Below are 18972 nucleotides of genomic sequence, written 5' to 3'. Positions count from 1 at the left end.
TTACATCTAGATGTTTGGTCCGCTAACTATCGGCGAGCACAGCGCAGATGTCGTGGTCTTGGCAGGTGATATCCATAATGGCTAGACCAAGCGCCTGTTTGCCGAGAAATATTTGGTTTACTTTGAGACAGCGGATGTGACCATGACCAAACGGCTTTCCCAAAAGAGTATCGCTTTTAAAGTCGAACAAATTATTGGCTCAATGAATTTATCTGGTGGATCGGCCCCTCCTGAAATGCGTGAAACCGTGCGCCGTATTGTCAGTGGCGAGCTCAAAGGTAACGAAGTTCGCCGGCAGCTCGTGGAAAAATACCGCAACCTCGACTGAAGGTGGAATCATCAATATGCTTCGCTATCTGTTGAAATAGTCACACCCTTGCCTTTAAACCGTTAAAATATCATTATTACGGATTATTATTACAGCCCTCTTCGAGGTTTTTATGCCCAAATCTGGCCAGGCACGCGTTCTCACCACTAAGCAGTAAGAACATGTCTTCGACGTGATCCAGCAGCACCGGCATCCTGAGAAGAACACCGCCATTATGCAAATCAGTTTCAAGCTTGGACTCCGGGCCCAGGAGATTGCCCTGCTCCAGATCAAGGAGATTGCCAAATTGAATGTGACAGGCAGTATTTTATGCTGCTTGAAGTCATGAGTTTGCCGACGGCCTCCACTAAAGGCGCTGATACAATGGGCCGCTCTCAGAGTCAGTACCAACGTAAAACCATCAGTTTTGATGTGGAGAGCTTTGATAAAGTTGTTCGCCAAATTGAAGCATTGGCAAAAGCTTGCGCTCCCGTTAATCCAGAGGACTTCTATACGCCAGTTCGTAAACACAAGGGAAAAAGCCGAGATCTTCCGATGGTGGATGCTGCGCTTAGAGCGGCTTTTTGCCGACTACTTGCGTTTACGACTTGAAAAGGCCGGAACTCTCATGCCTTCCTCCCCTCTTTTTATCACTCAAAAAGGTGGCCCGTATTCTCCGAACACACTACAGGAACATATGGCGGTGATACTGAGGGACTGGGCTGGCGTCGAAAAGGCCAGTTCGCACAGCGGCCGACGATCCCTGATAACTAATGTCATTCATAAGCAGAAAAAATCGGTGAAGATCGCACAGAAGATCGCCGGCCACGTGAACCCGTCGACCACCCTCATTTATGAAGAGCCACCTGAAGAACTAATAAAGAGTGCGCTGGAAAACATCTGAGTATCCGCATGCCTGAATGCGGATGTCGAATACTAAACTTCACTGAACATAGCGTATTTGGTTGTCGCAGATAACTTGCTGAAGGCCCCGCCCACCCCACCAATAATTGGCTCACCTCCACTATTAAAAGCCACTACTGATCGAAAGAATGCTCACGAAATAGCGTATGTTATGGCACTTATACCTGACTAGAGTATTTCTTTAACATCTTTATTATTTCCATACTCTTCTGCGACAGTTTCAATCAAACTATCGATATCTACATTACCGCCTCCGCCTAACTTCAGAGTTCGAATAGCTTCGACCCATTGACCTTTACCTGATTGGCCTAGATTGATCAAAGATAAATCTCCACCTGCTGTTATCCATATTTGATTGTCTCTCAACCCTCCTGGATAAAGCTTACACATAATTTCAACTAGCTTTTGCTCTCGGGTGGGTTGTGTAGTGGCATCTGAAAAATCCAGTTGTTCCAGCAAGCCGAACAGGAAGGCGGCTACGTTTGCAGAGGCGTAGGACTGGGAGCCCTTGCCATCCATATGATCTTTGCCGTCCACTAGGTCTGAGATGCCGCGAAGTAGCAGGGTTTTGACAAGCGGGCGCATGCGGCAGACTTCCAGAAAGCCGAGGCCTTCCATTTCGATGCCGAGGGCATGGCTGGCGTTTTGCTTAAGGAATTGATGAAGATCTGAACCAATGGAAGCATCTACCTTTTCACCAGAAACAATAGTGCCGGTATAAGTGCTTATGACCGGAGCAAATTCCGAGTTCAGTAGATTCTCAATTGTTTTATTCCAGTCGGTACTTTTTGCATACTGACCGGCCAGCCGTTCCAAGGCATACGAGGAAGCACCAAATTGTGGGCGAGGTTTAAAATTGTTTTCTTCGGCCTTTCCTCGCTCGTAACCGTAAACGTCCCGACCAATTATAATGTCTCCAACTTTTACATCTTTCAAGCCACCTGCCACACCTGCAAAAAAGACATATTCCGGTTTGAAATGAGCTATGGCACGCTCTGTTTCTATGGCGGCATTTATATTGGTTTGGTCGGTACGACCAACGATCACATTAAGGATTCGTTCATTGGCGGTGTAGGTCCCTTTGGTATAGTCGGTGCCAGTTTCGGGATGTAGTATTGGCTCGAAGTTATTTAAATGGTGCTCGATTGCCAACCGCTCCACTTCCAGAGCGGTGAGGATAAGGATAGGCTTGTTCATAAAGTCTCTTGTAGTTCTCTGAGCGTTTCGTTTTCAGAATAAGTGTCGCGCATCTTACTTAATAGATTTCTTAATGTTGGCTTTCCATTGTTACGCACGATTTGAACAGCATGACTCCACTTGGACCGACCAGTTCCGGTTGTGCAAAGTTGTGACGGGTCACCTCCTGCACTAATCCACAATCCATTTTGCTCTGGTCCACTTGGAAACAGCTTAAACGCAGTTTCCAAAAACTCATTCCACCACTCCTCTGAGCTGACTGCATCTCGCTTTAACCCGTCGGCAGGAAGTTTAAGGCGTTGGAAAAAACCAAGTAAGTGGCTGCATTGTGACAAGGCTGGTAGCAGATCCTTTCTATGGAAGCGTTTATCATACAGCTGCTCGGCTACTGCTTTCCAACTTCTTTTAGAAACTAACCGACCAAATTCTTCAGCTTCGGCTGTTAAAAAGTGATTTTCCCGTATCAACTGCTGTGCTTGATACTCTGTCAAATCAGGCAGCACATCGAACAGCTGTATTTTTTTGGCGAGTGGGACTGTTTTACTGCTTATAATATGCTGTTGAACTTTCTGTGATTGCATTCCATTGTTCAACTCAGTCTCGAGACCGTTGTAGGATAATTTGTTAGTGGTAAGGTCACCGACCATTTCGACAAGCGTTGCGCTAATGAATTCGGAGCGTGCTTTCTCGGGAAGCAAAGGCCAGATAGCTGCCCGCCGTGGGTAGTCTTTCAGGCTTCTATACGTTCCAATGCTGATTGCATTTAGGAGAGTTCTGTTAAACGAATTTTTGGCCAGCATGTGGTCAAGAATTTCAAATAGCGTGTGCTGTGGGTTGGAAATGCCTAACCAAACGTCACTGCCTTGCTCAATAGCTGCTTCCCAGCATTTCTGCCAACCTTCGCTGGTAATATCGATACGTTTTAGTAGCTTGCTGTTTTCGGCAATTAATTTCCCAGCGATACGGTGCAACCGAGTATCGGTGTGATCGGCTGCTACGCGCACAAATGAGCTGTCGCTGATGCTTTCGGAAAGCGCTTGTAGTGCTATAGCATGATCTTCATCAGTGTCGATACGCAATTGAGCTTCGATGGCTTTTTCAGCCGAATAAAGCTGCGCAGCCACTTTCGCATGTAGCAAAAACCAATTCTTTTGTTCGGCCATGCGCAGAACCGCTTCGGCGACTGATGCTTCCAGTTTTGGGATTCTTTGGGCCAGCTCGTTTTCGGTATCATTCGGCAACCAGGAAGCGTGCCGGACAATCAACGTAGGTTCATTTTTCATCCATTGCCAAAAAATTTGGGCATCGCTAGATTGACGTTTTGTCAGTCGGCTATTTGTGTAGGCCAAAACCGTGCTGGCCCACCAGTTTTTCGTTTCAGCTTCCAGTGCTTTTGCCAGCACAGCACCACACGCCTGCGCTTGCTTTCCTTTAAGAAGATGGTTGGTAAGCCAATCGCGCAGTGCATCCGAAGTGGAGTTTATTGCGTCCGGAAACCCTTTCCAATCCTGGTACATTAGCGCTATGAACATATTTATCGGCACATTGGGAATGGCTTGAAGAATAGCGGTCAACAGCCTGTTTTTTCCCTTTACTCCAACTCCTTCATTGGAACTAGTTTTCGAAATAAAATGAGCGAGCACCAACAAATGGTTAAACTCAGGGTTCTTGCCGAGCTGGTGGTAGGCTTTACCATAATCTTCAAGCTGGTTGAGCGTTTCTACCGAATCAATTTTCGGGGAAAAATCATCGAGCAAGATTTCAAAGGGAGCTGCCTTTTCAGCATCCCCTGCCAGCCAGTTTGCGGCTGAGGATCGCAGGATCTCTGATTCATCAGCACCGATTACACGAAAGGAATGCCTTTCCCAGAGGGATTTAGCGTCTTCGGGAATGTAGAGCAGGCTGATGTATTCTTTTTTAACATAAGAGGGGCCGAATGCCGCTCCGATTTTTAGGAGGCGCTTCACTCTGGCCGGCAACTTTGGCCAGATTCGGGCTATCCATTCCCAGTAGCCTTCTTCCCCCAACCAAACAAATGGCTGGTTTTCTAGCAAGGCATTGGTTGCGGCTGCTTCCCTTCCATTCACTGCTCTCGTTAACGTCATACTTACTTGCGAGGGATATTCCAGAGAGTGCATTTTCTCATCTTTTTGAATGCCTGGCAGGTGATATTGAAACAGATTACTGAGGTTGTGTACTTTGTGTAGATCTGCTTTTGGTATGAATAGGACATGCGAAAACACCCTCCCAGAACGCAGCCCAGGATTTTTATCGGGAAATGTCTTAATCAGCAGAAAATGATCTTCGGCAAATAAACCACGCACCACGGCGCCGGACAAAACCCCGCCTTCAGGTCGGTCGGCCAGATCCGTGTAACCGCTTACTCGTCTAAACAGCTCATTTTTTTCATCGGAAGCGGCTAGCAGATCGTGCCCGGCAGTTTTACCCTGCACTTCTCCGTATATTGCCTGGAGGATAATGATCATAGGGCCAGAGCTTTTTCGATAAGGCGGGTCAGATCTTTTTCCTTCGGATTGTCGTCCAATACCAGATAGCCGAAATTTTGAGGCATCTCGTCCAGGTATTTGTCGCGGTTCTCTTCAGTTTTCAGCGGGAATTCCTGTGCGGATACTCCAATGATCTTGAAGCCTCCTGGCAACCAATTGGCCGCAATGAACTGTGTGAACAGCGGCATCTTCTGCTGCAAAATTTCTTCCGGTGTCGAATCGGTCCTCAGCTCGTCCCAGCAAGTTAATGCAATGAGCAATCGAGGGGTATCGATGAGGTCTTTCATTCCTGTGCCGCGTGCGTGCAGCAGGACTTGCACTAGCTCGATGAATTGGGATTGATCGGAAGTACCAAAGATTGAGGAATTCGATTCTTTCTGATCTTTTTCAGCAAAACCCTTCTTACTTAAGTCGAAGCGCTGTTCAATTTCTGCCGGGCGAATAAAAAGAATCCATCGGTCGTTTGTTTTCGCCCGATCAATCCACGTTTTGTCATATTCCATCAGTGCTACGAGGTCGCGTACCTGTTCCCCGCCATAATCTTTGCAAAGCAACACAAACTCCTGCCCTTCGTGAATGACCGGTATTTTGACCTCTAGGTTATCGGTATAAGGAGTTGATTCCGTTTCTTCCCCGTCAGTAAGTCGATCGTATGCGTTTTTGATACCATCGATATTTTCAGGTGCGGAAGCCAATTGCAGCTTTCCTTTTTTATCCAATAGGCGACCATACAGTTGGGCTAGGAAGGTAGTTTTACCTGTTCCAGGCGGTCCGATGATCAATATTTCGTTATTTGCTGCCATTACTGCCTCGGTATAACAGGAAAAAATCATCTGTTTGAATAGATTTAGGATTGACGCGCAGTGGTTGAGGGTTGGCTATTAGGTTGAGTACCGTTTTTGCCACACCTATATTATTGATGTGGCAAAGCTGGTCGGAGTCGGATTTCGAATAATTGCTGATCTCCAGTGAGGTGGCCCCGGGGAAGGCTTCAGTCAGACTTCGTTTGATGGCCTCCACAATGTTTTCACGCATGTTCTCGGCTAAGTCAGCCTTCGACCATACGATCACCACCGGTCTACCTCGAAGTCGGCTTTTGACCTGTTCAGCTACTTGAAGGATGTCCCGTCTCGCCCTGCCCCGCTGTTCAATAATTGCCTCGCAATCGACGAAAAATAGGAATGCATGGGCGTTACCATAAATCCAGCGGGCATTTTCAGCTGCTGGGTCGTCGACGTTATCCGCCCACTTTGAAAATACTTCGCCTGATGAATCTGCAAACAAGATGTCGTGTAAAAATCCATCGTGTCGTAGGGCTAGGTGGTAGAGACTATAAAAATCCGTGTCGGAAGGCGTAGCATCTGGATTTCGAACCGTGCCATCTTCTTGAACTTGTAATGTTTTAGCCTGCAATTCCCATCCGTTCAGCGTATAGCTACCGGCAAAATCCCAGTTCTCTATGCGTTTGCCGTTGAATAGCTGCGAATACAACATGGCAAGGTAGGAGGTTTTACCTGCTCCAGACGATCCTACCAAGCCGACGATCTTGGGCGTACCCCGATGTGTCAAAAGGGCCAGCTGTTCGGGCCGTAACCATTCTCCCGTCCATGGAATGGACCTAGCCGCAGCTATCTTTTTTGCAGCTTTAGCCGGCGCATCTATGGCTTCTGCTTCTACGAAAAACTGACATTGCTCGTGCAGCGGACCAGCAAGCTCAAGACAAAAATCGTCAGGCGCATAGCAGCCTTCTTTCACACATACTCGCTTAGCCATGTCTCGCCCTATTTATCGGTTGCCAGTTTTTGCGCTTGTAAACAATGAAACAACCACACCGCTAGATCGGATACTGTCAGTTTGGCTTTTTTATCGATGTCCGTTTCCATGAAAAAACTGGTGGTTTCGCCCGAATGCAAAGTATTGGCCCATGCGCTAAGCAGGGATTTGCGCCGCTCTCCTTGTTCTGCATATGCTTTCAATGCTGATTGAATATTCTCATGCAGGCTAAGGCTACCCTCTAACCATTCTGTAAGTGGGTGTTCCTCGGCTGCCAGATCCCCATGCACGTCTTTCAGCGCTTCTCTCAGCAAGTAATCCACGCTTTCCGGATAAATGGGCTCCACTTGTTCAGCAAGATCGTACGCCATGCAAACGGCTGCATTCAATGGGTCAACGGAACGGTAACTGGCATTCAGAGAACGAGAATACAGCGATTGCTTCCACCAAAGTAGTTCACTGCGATTGTTGTTAGCGGTAATGCTTTGGACCACAGAGTTATTCAGATCTTCAAAGAACGGTTGAAGTTGGGCGAAATAATCACCCATGCACTTTTTAATAGAGGAAGAAATAGTGGAAAGGGATTGGGCTTGTTGGGATAAGGCTGAATTTACAACCTCAGTAATTCCCATAGCTGAATTTTCAGCCGCAAACTTAGGCCAGTTATGATTGCCTTGATTTTGTACGTGCGGGTTTTTTCCACCCCCAGCTTGCGGACGCCATCCGGAGTGAACCATTGCATCGAGCATATGTGTCTTTAGCGCCTCCTCATCAATTTCAGCCGCTTTCACTGCGGAAATTGAAATCTCAACCCCGGTCAATTCGCTAATCTGAGGTTTTTGACTAATTCCCCACGCCGCCTGTCCATTTTCCTCCGCTCGGTCAGCCAGCTCTTGAAGAAACACATTGATCACGCTCTCCTCCGTATCCAGCTTGTAATACCCGATCACATCGCGGGCTGTCAGCCAGACCAGTGCTGCCGTAGCCGCATCACCTTTCGCTAGCTTGAACAGACATTCCAGAATCACTGCCCGTACATAGGTCGTGGATTTATCGTTGGTGGCAGTCACACTATTCTTAAAAGCAGGCCACTTTTTGATAATAATCGCCTCCACCTCCTGCACCACAGGCTCGCTGTCTTTTACCATTGGATCGAGCGCCACTAGGGTATAGGAGATGATATCCGACTTTATTTTTTTACGTGTTAGGTGTTTTCCAACTTCAGTTACCGCCTTCTTCAGGCTCTCAATGTTTTCTGAGACATCAGTTTTTATGTGCCGTTCGTTAAGGTAGGTTTGCAGTATTGTTTCAGTCATTCAAAATGCCTTTTTCCTTGTCTAATAAATGGGACATCACAGGTTGTTATGTTATTTCTATAGAATCGTTCAGTCCTATATATGCCTGATAGCATAGTGAGGTTCCTTGACTGCCTTACAAATACAAGCATTAGTGAAAATTCACCCCGTCCAAAAAATGCCCCCCATCCACGGTGAGCACATTGGTGTAGATTTCGGTACTTTCTATCGATTTATGCCCAAGGAGCTGACTGACGATCTTCAGCGGCCGTCCGTGCAGCAATAGGTGTATTGCGAAGCTGTGCCGAAAGGTATGGCAGGTAATATTGATCGGCGCGCCCCCTACTCTCTTCACTAACCCATGAATATGTCGATTCACCGTCTGGCGGGCCATCGTAAATATCCGCTCGTCTTTTCTGAAGTGTCCCGCGTACAGGTAGCTCTGTATGCGATCTTTAAGCATGGGGTCGACGATGGGCACGGCGCGCTTGGGTCTGCGGGCGAGTTGTACGTTGGTCGGTCGCCCCGGCCGCTGTTTGAGGGTGCGCAGCACGACCATGAAATCGTAGCCGTCATCAGTGAAGTGGCTGGGCGTAAGAGCAAGGACTTCAGAGATTCGAGCGCCGGTAGTCCACATGAGGTCAAGGATCAGGCGGTAAGTTGGGTGTTTTTCGGCGTCGAGCAGGCCCAGGACTTCGGGCTTGAGTAAGTACGTGGGCATCGCGTCCACGGTATCCAACACGAGTTCGCGCTTGGCCATGAGGCGCTGCCAGTCGATTTGCACATGCTGAATCGGGAACGTATCGAGGCGCGGCTCGTTCGGGGAGAAGCGTCGTTTTGGCCGGGATGCGGGAAATGCCCCGCGGCCGTCCTGAATCCGTTCCATTTCACCCAAATCCCTGGTGCATATTTGTTACCTTTATACGCTCAGGTTTGGGGCGTTGCAAGCCGCAATAGTCGAGGAAAAACGCACTGCAGGCCGGTGCACCGAAATAGGTAGTAACGGTGCAAATCAGGGTCTTTTAATTAATGCGAAAACACGTTAAGTATCGCAGTCAATTCCTTAGTTGCGGGCGAGTCCTTAGTGCCCTACTTAGTCGAGATAATTGAGCGTTGGCACTGATTGCCATGAGCAGCGCTTTGTGAAATATATGTTTATAGCTACGTTACATAGCCACAGTGAGTTTCTCTATGGGCCTGTTGGAGGTAATCCTAAGGTACCGCTCTCACTACCACTTGGAGTTATCACATGTACAGAACGAAATTATTAGTTCTTTAACTTTAGTCAGTTATCGTATCGATCAAGAGTTTTCACCCTTAAATCCTCAGCCACCCATGCTTATAAAAAAGATAACCTATATTTCTACGACCATGTTTTGTGCAACTTGCAACCTCATACCTATACAAAATCTTCATGAATTACTAATATAATCAACATCTTAAATTAGAAACATCGGTCGATTCACCCCAAAACAGTCAATCACCCTCCTTATCGTGGGCTAGTTGATCTTGACGTAAATTTTCGACTTGTAACGCCGGTACATAGCCGCCTTTTGAGCGACATCGAAGGAAATCCTATTCATGAACAACAAACCGCCAATACAGGCTAGCAACTTGTCGTTACGTAATAAGGATGCGACCCTGGTTGAACGCCAGGGGCCCGAACCACTACGGCAATACCTCCAGGCAGCGACATCCGACAACACACGTAAAGCCTACCGTTCGGCCATTCGACAATTTGAAAAATGGGGTGGTCGCCTGCCCTCGGATCGGGATACTGTCGTGCGTTACCTGCTGGCCAGAGCCGAATCGCTTAATCCCCGAACCCTGGATCTGCACCTGACCGCTATTAGCCAATGGCACCATTATCAAGGGCTCATCGATCCAGTAAGTGATCCGTTGGTCCGCAAAACCATGGAAGGCGTTCGTCGTACCCATGGCCAACCCAAGCGCAAAGCCAAGGCATTGCGCTTGGAGCACGTCGCCCAAATGGTGAATCATTTGCGGCAACTACCAACCACCAAAAAGAAACTGAGGGATATCGCGCTGGTGTTGACCGGCTTTTTCGGTGCCTTTCGCCGTAGCGAATTGGTGGCCATTCGCTACGGTGATCTGGTGTGGGAACCTGAAGGACTTCTCATCCGGCTGTCTAGTTCCAAGACCGATCAACAAGCCTCCGGCTTAGTGCGAGCATTACCTTTCGGTGCACCAGACTGCTGTCCTGCTACGGCCATGAAAAACTGGATAGAACTGGGTGGCATTAATGAAGGTCCGGTTTTTCGCCCCATTAACCGGTGGGATAAGATTCAGCCTAAAGCGTTGAATCCCAGTGCCATTAATGAATTACTCAAGACTTTGGGTAACGCCTGCCAGTTCGATTTTGTACCGGAATTGAGCAGCCATAGCTTCCGGCGCGGCCTCTCTACATCGGCAGCCCGAGAACGAGTTGATTTTGAGTTGATTAAAAAGCAAGGCGGATGGAAGAGCGATGCCACCGTCTGGGAGTACATTGAAGAAGGACAGCAGCTCTCCAATAACGCTACCCATATATTGATGGAGAAAATGGCGGTTCTTATAGATACCGTTCGGGTAAAAGAGATATGAACATGACAAGAACTATCAGTAAAGTTGCCAAAGAACTGGCTATCAATATAGAAACCGTTCGCTTCTATGAGCGTCGTGGATTAATAGAGCAACCGCCAAAACCCGAGTTGGGCTACCGCCATTATCCCGATGAAACGGTTAATCGCATCCGGTTCATTAAGCGGGCGCAAGAATTGGGGTTTACCCTGGAAGAGATCGCCAACCTGCTAAGCTTGAATGACCGCCCATGTGCTCAGGTGCAGGAGCTGGCCGAGTATAAACTCAGCGCCGTCATGGAAAAAATTGCCGATCTGAAGCGGCTCGAAAGCGCACTCAAGGCATTATTGACGCAATGTCAGAGTAATAACGATGACTCACATTGTCCCATTATCGACTCCCTGCAACCTTAATTAGTTTTACACGGGCATCACAAAAACGTTTGACTCCGTACATCGGTACGGAGATTACACTTGCTCCATACACTGAAATCAGAGGAGTAAGTCGTGTCACAGAAAGAATCCAATCTACCTATTATTGGCGGCGTTATCGCGGCTGTTGGCGCTGGCCTGTGCTGCGCTGGTCCTTTCGTGTTGTTGCTGCTAGGCGTGAGTGGCTCCTGGATTGGTAATTTAACCTTGTTAGAACCTTATCGTCCCATTTTTATCCTGCTGGTTTTAGCCTTATTTGGCTTCGCAGGCTGGAAGGTCTATCGCCCCGTTGAGGACTGTGAGCCAGGCACCGCCTGTGCAGTTCCTCAAGTGCGAAAACGCCGGCAGGTGATCTTTTGGTTAACGGCACTGACTGCGTTGGTGCTAGTCACCAGCAATTATTGGATTGTCTGGTTTGCCTGAATACTTTCTTACCGCTCACTTTTATTAATGACTTAATACGTTACTGGAGAAAATGATGAAGAAAATTGCCTTGTTGTCTTTGCTAGCCTTGACCAGCCTGACCGCTTTTGCTGCGCCGAAAACAGTTACTTTGGAAGTTCCAACCATGAACTGTGTGACCTGCCCCTTTACGGTCAAAAATGCCTTAAAAAATGTTGAGGGTGTGAGTAAAGCTGAAGTCACCTTTGAAACCAAATTGGCAGTTGTCACATTCGACGACGAAAAAACCACAGTAAAAGCACTGACCGAAGCCACCACTAATGCGGGTTATCCATCAACGCTCAAGGAGTAAAGCATGGAAATGCTAATACAGTTACTGACCCGTTTCGGCGATAAGATTAGCTCATTGGGCGCGCTGGTTTCTGCTATGGGATGCGCCATGTGTTTCCCGGCCATCGCCAGCCTGGGCGCTGCGGTCGGGTTGGGTTTTCTCAGCCAATGGGAAGGTTTGTTTGTTAATACCCTGTTACCGTTGTTTGCCTGGATTGCCCTGGTACTCAACGGACTTGGCTGGTTCAGCCACCGGCAATGGCACCGTAGTGCGCTGGGTGTGGTCGGCCCCATTTTATTGCTGTTATCGCTCTATCCGTTTTTCCAATACGGCTGGAGCAGCTATGTCACCTATTCAGCGTTAGGCCTGATGGTTGCCGTATCGCTTTGGGATATTTTTTCACCCGCGAATAAACGCTGTGATGATGACAGCTGTGCTGTTTAACACGACGCAATGCCTGACTACTATTTGAGGAAAACGAATGATCTTACTATCGATAGAAGGGATGACCTGTCCAAGTTGCGTCGCTCACGTTAAAGAAGCGCTCGATGCGATCGAAGGCGTGAATAAGGTTGAAATATCTTATGAAAACGCCAGCGCAACGATCACCACAAACGGTGGGGTCAGCGTAACCGATCTCATTGGAGCGATTGAAGCCCTGGGTTATACCGCAAAAGAAAACCCCTTAGCGGAAAACACAGCACCGAACGCCTACTGTGACAACGAAAATACCAGCAACACAGAAAGCAACCGAACTCAACATGTGGCGATTATCGGTACGGGTTCCGGCGCTTTTGCCTGTGCTATCAAAGCCGCTGAAGGTGGTGCCAAGGTCACTCTTATTGAGGGAGCCGATGTGATTGGCGGCTGTTGCGTGAATGTCGGCTGCGTACCCTCAAAAATTTTGATCCGCGCCGCTCAATTGGCACAGCAGCAACGCAATAATCCCTTTGCCGGACTGGAAAATCATGCGCCCCAATTGAGTCGAGCCTTGTTGGCTCAGCAGCAGACCGCTCGAGTCGAAGAGCTGCGCGCTGCAAAGTATCAGAATATTCTAGAGACAAATCCTGCGCTTAGTTTACTTAAAGGTTGGGCGCAATTTAAAAATGCAAACACCCTGATAGTCAGAAAAAATGATGGCACTGAGCAGGAAATCTTTGCTGATAAAATCCTGATCGCCACTGGCTCCACGCCAACCATTCCTCCCATCGAGGGGCTGGCCGAAACGCCTTACTGGACCTCTACCGAAGCGCTGTTTGCCGAGGAATTGCCGCAGCACCTGGTGGTGATTGGTTCATCGGTCGTGGCGCTAGAAATTGCCCAGGCTTACCGACGATTGGGCAGTGAAGTCACCGTGTTGGCAAGACACTCACTACTTTACAGTGAAGACCCCATAATCGGTGAAAAACTGGCAGGCTGTTTTGAAAAAGAAGGCATTCGAGTTTTAAACAACACGCAAGCCACCCAAGTGACCCACGATGGAAATCAATTCACCCTGAACACTAATGCAGGCGAGCTCAGTTGTGATCGTTTGCTGGTAAGCACCGGGCGACACGCCAATACCAGCCAACTCAATCTGGACGCGGTGGGTGTCACCATCAACAAAAAGGGCGAAATCGTTGTTAACGAACGCATGGAAACCAATGTTGCTGGTATTTACGCTGCCGGTGACTGCTCTAACATGCCGCAATTTGTCTATGTCGCCGCGGCCGCCGGTAGCCGTGCTGGTATCAATATGACGGGCGGCGACGCCAAACTGGATCTGTCCACCATGCCCGCCGTGATCTTTACCGATCCACAGGTGGCTACCGTCGGACTGACCGAGGAGCAAGCCAGGGCTCAGGATATTGAGACCGACAGCCGCGTACTGGGTATGGAAAATGTCCCACGTGCGTTAGCCAACTTTGAAACCGACGGTTTTATCAAACTGGTCACAGAGAAGGAAACGGGGTTGTTGCTAGGCGCGCAGATCCTGGCTCACGAAGGCGGCGAACTGATCCAGAGTGCGGCTTTAGCCATCCGCAACCGTATGACGGTGACGGAATTAGCCGACCAGCTTTTCCCTTACCTCACCATGGTGGAAGGTTTGAAGCTCTGCGCGCAAACCTTTAACAAGGATGTCAAAGAACTGTCCTGTTGTGCAGGATAAGAGAGGGCAGTATGGGAACGGCACCCGCCACGCATTCACTGACAGCCCCAACGGTCAATGCGTTGGCGGATGGATTGAACAAGGGTGAATTCGTTCCTTTTTACCAGCCTCTATGGGATGTTCAACACCAATGCTGGGAAGGCGCTGAAACGCTCATTCGCTGGCAACATCCAACTGAAGGATTGATCCAGTCAGACACCTTTATTCCCGTTGCCGAACAAAGCGGATTAATTCTGGAACTGGGCGCGTTTGTCTTACGGGCGGCCTGTCAACAGATGATGCATTGGCGTCAACGCGGTTTACCCGAGGGTATCATCGCGGTCAACGTCTCTGCCTTACAAATCCACCAACCTGACTTTGTCGAAGACCTTGCCAGGATATTGCGTGATACGGGACTGCCTGCTCCGGCATTGGAACTGGAATTAACCGAAACACTGGCCCTGGAGGATACGCCAATCCTGATCGAAAACCTGCATCGCTGCCAGGCGCTGGGCATTCGCCTGTCCATCGACGATTTTGGTACCGGGAGTTCGTCGCTGGCACGCTTGCAATGCTGCCCAGTGACCCGCCTAAAAATCGACAAAACCTTTGTCACGCATATGACAACCGAGCCAAAGGATCGCGCCATTACCGAAAGCGTCATCACCCTTGGCCATAACCTGAATTTATCCATCGTCGCGGAAGGGGTTGAGACGGCCACTCAACAACAACTTTTAGAGAAGCTTGGCTGTGATGTATTACAGGGCTATCGGCTGGCGCGGCCAGCCGATGCCGAAACGACTGAAGCGTTGTGGCCAGGCCGCAGTGTTTGAAACGAACGGAGACAAACCCATGTCAAAAGCCGCCGTGTCAAAAGATGTGTCACGATACTTTGAGGTGATCCCCGACTTTGCGGCATTCATGGATGCCGATGGGCAGGCACTCGAATTTCCCCTGACGATCTCGCAACTGGCGAAAGCCGCGCAAACCACAGTGCATACCGTCAGGAATTACGTCTTGGAAAATTTGGTACTTTGCCCAGAGCATTCCGCGGGTGGTTTCGGTTTATACAATCAATGCGCTTTAAACCGGCTGCGCTTCATTCGCGCAGCGCGTGCGGCGGGCCTGCTGATCCTGGATATAAAACCCTTGCTCTACGCCATCAACGAAGGCGACCAGCAAGCCTGTGAAGCCGCCATGCGCGAACTGCAAACCAAAATTGATGAACGCCAGGCTTACTTGCAGGCATTGGATTCACAGCTGTCGGAGCTGCGCCAACTGGCCTGATCGCCATAACAAAGGAGTATACGATGTCAGAAAAATGTGAAACCGGCCCCCACGACTGGGTAGCCAATAAAGGCCGATTTATTCTCACCTGGGTATTGCCAGCGATACTCATAGTGATTACCGGCATGATGCAACTTGCACCGTGGATGACCGGCAGTATCTGGGCGATCGCTTTAAGTTGGATGGGATATGCCTGTTTAAGAAATGCGCGTCAATGTGGGCGAATGCATTGTTTTTTCAGCGGGCCATTTTTTCTGGGTTCCGCCATGTTGGCATTAGGCATTGGGATGCAGTGGATACAATGGCTCACCTTTAACGGATTAGGACTCTTTTTACTGATCGGTACACCACTGGTTTGCGTGTTACCGGAGATGTTCTGGGGAACTTACAAAGTTGCGACAAACGGCAAAGAAGAATGAATGCGATAGTGAAGCGCGCTACAAACTCTATAAAACGCCTCTGGTCACTTGTAGTGTATGCATTTCAATCGCCGGTTCAGGATTCTCACTCAAAACGGCGTACCGCGATCCTCTTTAGTCTGGTGCTGGTCGTCCACTTGGTTGTCCTGCCAGCGCATGAACTGGGTTCCGATATTGGCTTGCGTTCTTTTGCACATCTTAATCTGAGAATCGCGCTATTTGCGTTTTTGTTCGCAACGCTGGAGAGCGTTCTCATCAATTTATGGGTTCAACTGATACGCAAGAAGACCCATTGCAGAACGGCACCAGCGGCGGGCGGCATAGTTATCGGGATTGTAAGCCCCCTGTTGTGTTGTACCCCGCTGCTGCCGACCATCTTAAGTTTTATCGCCATTTTGTTTCCTTCCGCTGTTTCTGGTATGGGTCTCAAAATTCAGTATGCGGTCAATGTGTATCAAACCGAACTGTTGCTGTTGGCGTTGGTATTACTGTTGTTTGCGATTGTTCAAAATGCTTGGCATCTCAATTCAGGCGACGTAATGGCAGGCCATCACAAGGAATAAAGCAATGAAAGCCACTTGCGACTAATCTAGGCATATCCAAATGACGACTAGAAACCTGATAACTATAACGCGATGCTTTTACACAATAATGCATCTATCAGAGAAAATTTAAGTCGATGGCCGCTATCTATCAGACAGCTTATCCACGAATTAAATCTGATATCACCGAAGATGAGTTAGGGGATGTCTATACACCTACGCCGGAAGATCAGAAGTTTGCACTGCGTCACTGTAAACGAACCAGCGCATCCTTTTTGGGGCTCCTGATTCAGCTAAAAATCACGCAGCGATTGGGCCGGTGCGTATTTTTGTAACTATGAACACTGAATTTCCCCCTGTGTCAGGCTAGTTGTCGCCTATTTTCAATTTAAAATTTTGGAGACATCATGCCAGCATTATTAGTAGATCTAGAAACAAAGGAGCGTGGCCGAATTTGGTTGTTACCGCCCTACAATTATTCCTTGAGACGAGTCGGAAATGAGCTTAGCGTAGCAGTTGGCACAGTTCATAAGTGGAGGCAGGAATTGAAGGATGAGGGTTTACTTCCAGACGATGAGGTGACAAAAAATGAAGTTTATACAGCTGATCAAATTTTCTCTTTTGTAATTGATACTGCGAGTATGTCTGAGCATCAGTTAGCGGCCTACTGTCGAGAAAATGGTTTGTATGTTGAGCAGGTAAAAAAGTGGAAAATTATTTCTGTGCAAGCCCATATGACTAAGCCTGAAAGTAAGCATAAGCAAGACAGCTTGCGCCGAGCCGATAGGAAAAAAATCCAGATACTGGAAAAAGAACTGGCTCGTAAGGAAAAAGCCCTAGCTGAAACAGCCGCATTATTGGTGTTGCGGGAAAAGTACAATGCCCTCTGGGAACCGAGCGAGGAAGATTGACACCTCTTCCAGAGCGGCAATATTTAGTTAGCCTGATCAATGAAGCCACCGCCAATGGTGCACGAAAAGCAGAAGCTTGCCGAATTATTAGTTTGTCTATTAGGACGCTCCAGCGCTGGGTAAAAAATGGCGTTGTTTGCGGCGATGAGCGGGCAAGTGCAGTGCGGCCTACGCCTTCGAATAAGCTCTCTACGGAGGAGCGAAAGAAGATAGTTGATCTGTGCAATGAACCAGAGTTCGCCAGCCTAACACCCAATCAAATTGTCCCGACGCTGGCTGATAGAGGTATCTATCATGCGTCAGAATCGTCGTTTTACCGAATATTAAAAGACCATGACTTACTGGCAAAGAGAGCGCGCTCAAGGTCAAAGGGGCATCACAAAAAGCCCCGAGCACAAACGGCGACGGCCCCGAATCAAGTCTGGACTTGGGATATCAGCTATTTACCTAGTCATGTTAAAGGGCAGCACTATTACCTTTATATGATCTTAGATATTTTTAGTCGGAAAATTGTAGGTGCTGAGGTGTACTCTCAAGAACTTGGCGTACACGCCGCCGATCTGCTTCAAAGGTCAGCTTGGGCAGAGAAGTGTGTAAACAGAAGGCTCATTTTGCATTCAGATAATGGTGCGCCCATGAGGAGCTTTACAATGCTTGCCAAGATGCAAGATCTTGGTGTTATCTCCTCTTACTCAAGGCCTCGCGTGAGCAACGACAATCCGTATTCTGAGTCTCTATTTAAGACTGTAAAATACTGCCCTCAATGGCCGCTGAAAGGCTTCTTAAATATCGACGATGCTCGTGAATGGGTCGATGGATTTGTTCATTGGTACAACACGCGTCATAAACACAGTGGTATTAAATACGTTACTCCTGAGGAGCGGCACGCGGGTTTAGATTTGGCGATTTTGAGCAAGCGAGATGAGACTTACCAGAAAGCAAAGCTTAAAAACCCTAGAAGATGGAGTCGGAGCTGCCGGAACTGGGGCTTCATTAGTGAAGTGAAGTTAAACCCAGAAAAGAAAGCCGCATAACCGTAAAAAGCGACAACATGCTTGAAAAACAGCGATTTTGCGAAGCGTGAACACCTGCACCCTTCCTTTTTGCAGGCACCGCTATTTAACGCGAAGTGTTCACAGTGGGTCAACGCTATGATGAATTTTGCGCATGGATTCGCCCTTGAGTTGTAACTTTGTCGCGTTATGGAGCAGGCGGTCGAGAATGGCGTCGGCGAGCGTCGGTTCGCCGATGGCCTCGTGCCAATGAGTGGATGGTAGTTGGCTGGTGATGAGTGTTGCGCCGCGCCCGTGGCGATCCTCGACCACTTCGAGCAAGTCATTGCGCTGCTGCTGGGTCAGTATGTCCAAGCCCCAATCATCAATGATGAGCAGCTCGGTTTTTGCCAGTTGGGCTAGGAGTTTGCCGAAGCTACCGTCGCCATGCGCCACGGTGAGCATTTCAAATAACCGACTGGCGCGGAAGTAACGGACTGAGAATCCGTGCTCGCAGGCGGTTTGACCCAGCGCACAGGCTAAGAAGGTTTTCCCCGTGCCGGTGGCGCCCTCAATCAAGAGATTACGATGATGGCGTATCCAATCCAGCTGTAGCAGTTGCGCTAATGTGTCTTTGTGCAAGCCGCGACGGGCGCGGTAATCAATGTCGGCGGGGTGGGCATTAAGCCTTAATTTAGCCTGTCTCAGTAAGCGGACAATTTTACGGTTGTCTCGGCAAGTAGACTCACTATTGACCAGTAAGCTGAGGCGCTCGAAGAAGCCCAGCTCCTCGTAGGTGGTGGGTTGATCCAGTTGCTGAGCAAGGGCATCAGCCATGCCGGTGAGTCGCAGGCTGTGCAGCAGTTGCAGAGTGTGTTGGTGGTTCATGGTGTGTTTCCTTTTGGTTTTGGTTTTGGTTTTGGTTTTGGTTTTGGTTTTGGTTTTG

The 18972-nt window shown here is 48.6% G+C and carries 22 protein-coding genes; 15 read left to right on the top strand and 7 right to left on the bottom strand.

Annotation, left to right across the window (positions count from 1 at the left end; genetic code table 11):
* Nucleotides 1–142 precede the first annotated feature (142 nt).
* The 3 genes from AB4876_RS11110 to AB4876_RS11100 all read left to right on the top strand — a co-directional run bounded on the left by AB4876_RS11110 (nucleotide 143) and on the right by AB4876_RS11100 (nucleotide 1211).
* Nucleotides 143–328, top strand: coding sequence for an antitoxin VbhA family protein (locus AB4876_RS11110; RefSeq protein ID WP_368381724.1), 186 nt, complete (start codon nucleotides 143–145; stop codon nucleotides 326–328).
* Between the two features lie 309 nt (nucleotides 329–637).
* Entirely contained in the window at nucleotides 638–919 is a 282-nt protein-coding gene (locus AB4876_RS11105; RefSeq protein WP_368381723.1) for a hypothetical protein, read from the top strand.
* Entirely contained in the window at nucleotides 870–1211 is a 342-nt protein-coding gene (locus AB4876_RS11100; protein ID WP_368381721.1) for a tyrosine-type recombinase/integrase, read from the top strand. Before AB4876_RS11105 ends, AB4876_RS11100 begins: the two co-directional genes overlap by 50 nt.
* Before the next feature lie 188 nt (nucleotides 1212–1399).
* Here AB4876_RS11100 and AB4876_RS11095 read toward each other — a convergent pair whose 3' ends face one another.
* The 6 genes from AB4876_RS11095 to AB4876_RS11070 all read right to left on the bottom strand — a co-directional run bounded on the left by AB4876_RS11095 (nucleotide 1400) and on the right by AB4876_RS11070 (nucleotide 8889).
* Nucleotides 1400–2428 (bottom strand): phosphorylase family protein, encoded by a 1029-nt coding sequence (locus tag AB4876_RS11095; RefSeq protein WP_295877663.1) that lies wholly within the window; start codon nucleotides 2426–2428, stop codon nucleotides 1400–1402.
* The gene (locus AB4876_RS11090; RefSeq protein ID WP_368381720.1) at nucleotides 2425–4914 is read right to left on the bottom strand and encodes a GAP1-N1 domain-containing protein; all 2490 of its coding nucleotides are present in this window, start codon (nucleotides 4912–4914) and stop codon (nucleotides 2425–2427) included. Before AB4876_RS11090 ends, AB4876_RS11095 begins: the two co-directional genes overlap by 4 nt.
* The gene (locus tag AB4876_RS11085; protein WP_368381719.1) at nucleotides 4911–5738 is read right to left on the bottom strand and encodes a TRAFAC clade GTPase domain-containing protein; all 828 of its coding nucleotides are present in this window, start codon (nucleotides 5736–5738) and stop codon (nucleotides 4911–4913) included. Before AB4876_RS11085 ends, AB4876_RS11090 begins: the two co-directional genes overlap by 4 nt.
* On the bottom strand, nucleotides 5725–6708 hold the full coding sequence (locus AB4876_RS11080; RefSeq protein WP_295877660.1) for a TRAFAC clade GTPase domain-containing protein: 984 nt from the start codon (nucleotides 6706–6708) through the stop codon (nucleotides 5725–5727). Before AB4876_RS11080 ends, AB4876_RS11085 begins: the two co-directional genes overlap by 14 nt.
* A gap of 8 nt (nucleotides 6709–6716) precedes the next feature.
* The gene (locus AB4876_RS11075) at nucleotides 6717–8024 is read right to left on the bottom strand and encodes a GTPase-associated system all-helical protein GASH (RefSeq protein ID WP_368381717.1); all 1308 of its coding nucleotides are present in this window, start codon (nucleotides 8022–8024) and stop codon (nucleotides 6717–6719) included.
* A gap of 130 nt (nucleotides 8025–8154) precedes the next feature.
* A complete protein-coding gene (locus AB4876_RS11070; RefSeq protein WP_368381716.1) occupies nucleotides 8155–8889 on the bottom strand; it encodes a tyrosine-type recombinase/integrase in 735 nt (244 codons plus the stop codon).
* A 695-nt stretch (nucleotides 8890–9584) separates the two neighbouring features.
* Between AB4876_RS11070 and AB4876_RS11065 the strand changes: the two genes are divergently transcribed.
* The 12 genes from AB4876_RS11065 (at nucleotide 9585) to AB4876_RS11010 (ending at nucleotide 18068) form a co-directional block, all read left to right on the top strand.
* A complete protein-coding gene (locus AB4876_RS11065) occupies nucleotides 9585–10607 on the top strand; it encodes a tyrosine-type recombinase/integrase (protein ID WP_139758094.1) in 1023 nt (340 codons plus the stop codon).
* A gap of 2 nt (nucleotides 10608–10609) precedes the next feature.
* The gene (gene merR / locus AB4876_RS11060; RefSeq protein WP_040133151.1) at nucleotides 10610–10996 is read left to right on the top strand and encodes a mercury resistance transcriptional regulator MerR; all 387 of its coding nucleotides are present in this window, start codon (nucleotides 10610–10612) and stop codon (nucleotides 10994–10996) included.
* Nucleotides 10997–11089: 93 nt separating this feature from the next.
* Nucleotides 11090–11437 (top strand): mercuric transporter MerT family protein, encoded by a 348-nt coding sequence (locus AB4876_RS11055; RefSeq protein WP_007642845.1) that lies wholly within the window; start codon nucleotides 11090–11092, stop codon nucleotides 11435–11437.
* A 52-nt stretch (nucleotides 11438–11489) separates the two neighbouring features.
* Complete coding sequence (gene merP / locus AB4876_RS11050) at nucleotides 11490–11768, top strand: mercury resistance system periplasmic binding protein MerP (protein ID WP_007642844.1); 279 nt, start codon at nucleotides 11490–11492, stop codon at nucleotides 11766–11768.
* Between the two features lie 3 nt (nucleotides 11769–11771).
* Nucleotides 11772–12191 (top strand): organomercurial transporter MerC, encoded by a 420-nt coding sequence (merC, locus tag AB4876_RS11045; protein WP_007642843.1) that lies wholly within the window; start codon nucleotides 11772–11774, stop codon nucleotides 12189–12191.
* Between the two features lie 37 nt (nucleotides 12192–12228).
* Nucleotides 12229–13896, top strand: a complete 1668-nt coding sequence (gene merA / locus AB4876_RS11040; RefSeq protein WP_368381715.1) for a mercury(II) reductase — start codon at nucleotides 12229–12231, stop codon at nucleotides 13894–13896.
* A gap of 11 nt (nucleotides 13897–13907) precedes the next feature.
* Entirely contained in the window at nucleotides 13908–14708 is an 801-nt protein-coding gene (locus AB4876_RS11035) for a putative bifunctional diguanylate cyclase/phosphodiesterase (protein ID WP_020833625.1), read from the top strand.
* A gap of 19 nt (nucleotides 14709–14727) precedes the next feature.
* Complete coding sequence (locus AB4876_RS11030; protein WP_011711644.1) at nucleotides 14728–15162, top strand: MerR family transcriptional regulator; 435 nt, start codon at nucleotides 14728–14730, stop codon at nucleotides 15160–15162.
* Nucleotides 15163–15185: 23 nt separating this feature from the next.
* On the top strand, nucleotides 15186–15581 hold the full coding sequence (locus tag AB4876_RS11025) for a hypothetical protein (protein WP_040133152.1): 396 nt from the start codon (nucleotides 15186–15188) through the stop codon (nucleotides 15579–15581).
* Nucleotides 15578–16144, top strand: a complete 567-nt coding sequence (locus AB4876_RS11020) for a hypothetical protein (protein WP_040133153.1) — start codon at nucleotides 15578–15580, stop codon at nucleotides 16142–16144. The genes AB4876_RS11025 and AB4876_RS11020 overlap by 4 nt, the downstream gene beginning before the upstream one ends.
* A 116-nt stretch (nucleotides 16145–16260) precedes the next feature.
* The gene (locus AB4876_RS11015; RefSeq protein ID WP_368381714.1) at nucleotides 16261–16458 is read left to right on the top strand and encodes a DUF4158 domain-containing protein; all 198 of its coding nucleotides are present in this window, start codon (nucleotides 16261–16263) and stop codon (nucleotides 16456–16458) included.
* 72 nt (nucleotides 16459–16530) lie between these two features.
* Nucleotides 16531–18068 (top strand): IS3 family transposase gene (locus AB4876_RS11010; RefSeq protein ID WP_368381713.1). Its coding sequence is split into 2 segments (ribosomal slippage): nucleotides 16531–17002 and nucleotides 17002–18068, totalling 1539 coding nucleotides; the frame shifts between segments, so codons are not numbered across the junction.
* Nucleotides 18069–18167: 99 nt separating this feature from the next.
* Here the strand turns inward: AB4876_RS11010 and istB are convergent.
* On the bottom strand, nucleotides 18168–18914 hold the full coding sequence (istB, locus tag AB4876_RS11005; protein ID WP_368381712.1) for an IS21-like element helper ATPase IstB: 747 nt from the start codon (nucleotides 18912–18914) through the stop codon (nucleotides 18168–18170).
* Between the last annotated feature and the right edge of the window lie 58 nt (nucleotides 18915–18972).

Source organism: Zhongshania guokunii, from assembly GCF_040892635.1.
GTDB classification, from domain to species: domain Bacteria; phylum Pseudomonadota; class Gammaproteobacteria; order Pseudomonadales; family Spongiibacteraceae; genus Spongiibacter; species Spongiibacter guokunii.
Note: the sequence above shows the minus strand (reverse complement) of the source record. Positions and strands in the feature narration are given on the sequence as shown.

Excerpts from the sequence above, each read along its gene's own strand:
- AB4876_RS11110 (WP_368381724.1), top strand. The coding sequence starts at position 143 with ATGACCAAACGGCTTTCCCAAAAGAGTATCGCTTTTAAAGTCGAACAA.
- AB4876_RS11105 (WP_368381723.1), top strand. The coding sequence starts at position 638 with ATGCTGCTTGAAGTCATGAGTTTGCCGACGGCCTCCACTAAAGGCGCT.
- AB4876_RS11100 (WP_368381721.1), top strand. The coding sequence starts at position 870 with ATGCTGCGCTTAGAGCGGCTTTTTGCCGACTACTTGCGTTTACGACTT.
- AB4876_RS11095 (WP_295877663.1), bottom strand. The coding sequence starts at position 2,428 with ATGAACAAGCCTATCCTTATCCTCACCGCTCTGGAAGTGGAGCGGTTG.
- AB4876_RS11090 (WP_368381720.1), bottom strand. The coding sequence starts at position 4,914 with ATGATCATTATCCTCCAGGCAATATACGGAGAAGTGCAGGGTAAAACT.
- AB4876_RS11085 (WP_368381719.1), bottom strand. The coding sequence starts at position 5,738 with ATGGCAGCAAATAACGAAATATTGATCATCGGACCGCCTGGAACAGGT.
- AB4876_RS11080 (WP_295877660.1), bottom strand. The coding sequence starts at position 6,708 with ATGGCTAAGCGAGTATGTGTGAAAGAAGGCTGCTATGCGCCTGACGAT.
- AB4876_RS11075 (WP_368381717.1), bottom strand. The coding sequence starts at position 8,024 with ATGACTGAAACAATACTGCAAACCTACCTTAACGAACGGCACATAAAA.
- AB4876_RS11070 (WP_368381716.1), bottom strand. The coding sequence starts at position 8,889 with ATGGAACGGATTCAGGACGGCCGCGGGGCATTTCCCGCATCCCGGCCA.
- AB4876_RS11065 (WP_139758094.1), top strand. The coding sequence starts at position 9,585 with ATGAACAACAAACCGCCAATACAGGCTAGCAACTTGTCGTTACGTAAT.
- merR (WP_040133151.1), top strand. The coding sequence starts at position 10,610 with ATGACAAGAACTATCAGTAAAGTTGCCAAAGAACTGGCTATCAATATA.
- merP (WP_007642844.1), top strand. The coding sequence starts at position 11,490 with ATGATGAAGAAAATTGCCTTGTTGTCTTTGCTAGCCTTGACCAGCCTG.
- merC (WP_007642843.1), top strand. The coding sequence starts at position 11,772 with ATGGAAATGCTAATACAGTTACTGACCCGTTTCGGCGATAAGATTAGC.
- merA (WP_368381715.1), top strand. The coding sequence starts at position 12,229 with ATGATCTTACTATCGATAGAAGGGATGACCTGTCCAAGTTGCGTCGCT.
- AB4876_RS11035 (WP_020833625.1), top strand. The coding sequence starts at position 13,908 with ATGGGAACGGCACCCGCCACGCATTCACTGACAGCCCCAACGGTCAAT.
- AB4876_RS11030 (WP_011711644.1), top strand. The coding sequence starts at position 14,728 with ATGTCAAAAGCCGCCGTGTCAAAAGATGTGTCACGATACTTTGAGGTG.
- AB4876_RS11025 (WP_040133152.1), top strand. The coding sequence starts at position 15,186 with ATGTCAGAAAAATGTGAAACCGGCCCCCACGACTGGGTAGCCAATAAA.
- AB4876_RS11020 (WP_040133153.1), top strand. The coding sequence starts at position 15,578 with ATGAATGCGATAGTGAAGCGCGCTACAAACTCTATAAAACGCCTCTGG.
- AB4876_RS11015 (WP_368381714.1), top strand. The coding sequence starts at position 16,261 with ATGGCCGCTATCTATCAGACAGCTTATCCACGAATTAAATCTGATATC.
- istB (WP_368381712.1), bottom strand. The coding sequence starts at position 18,914 with ATGAACCACCAACACACTCTGCAACTGCTGCACAGCCTGCGACTCACC.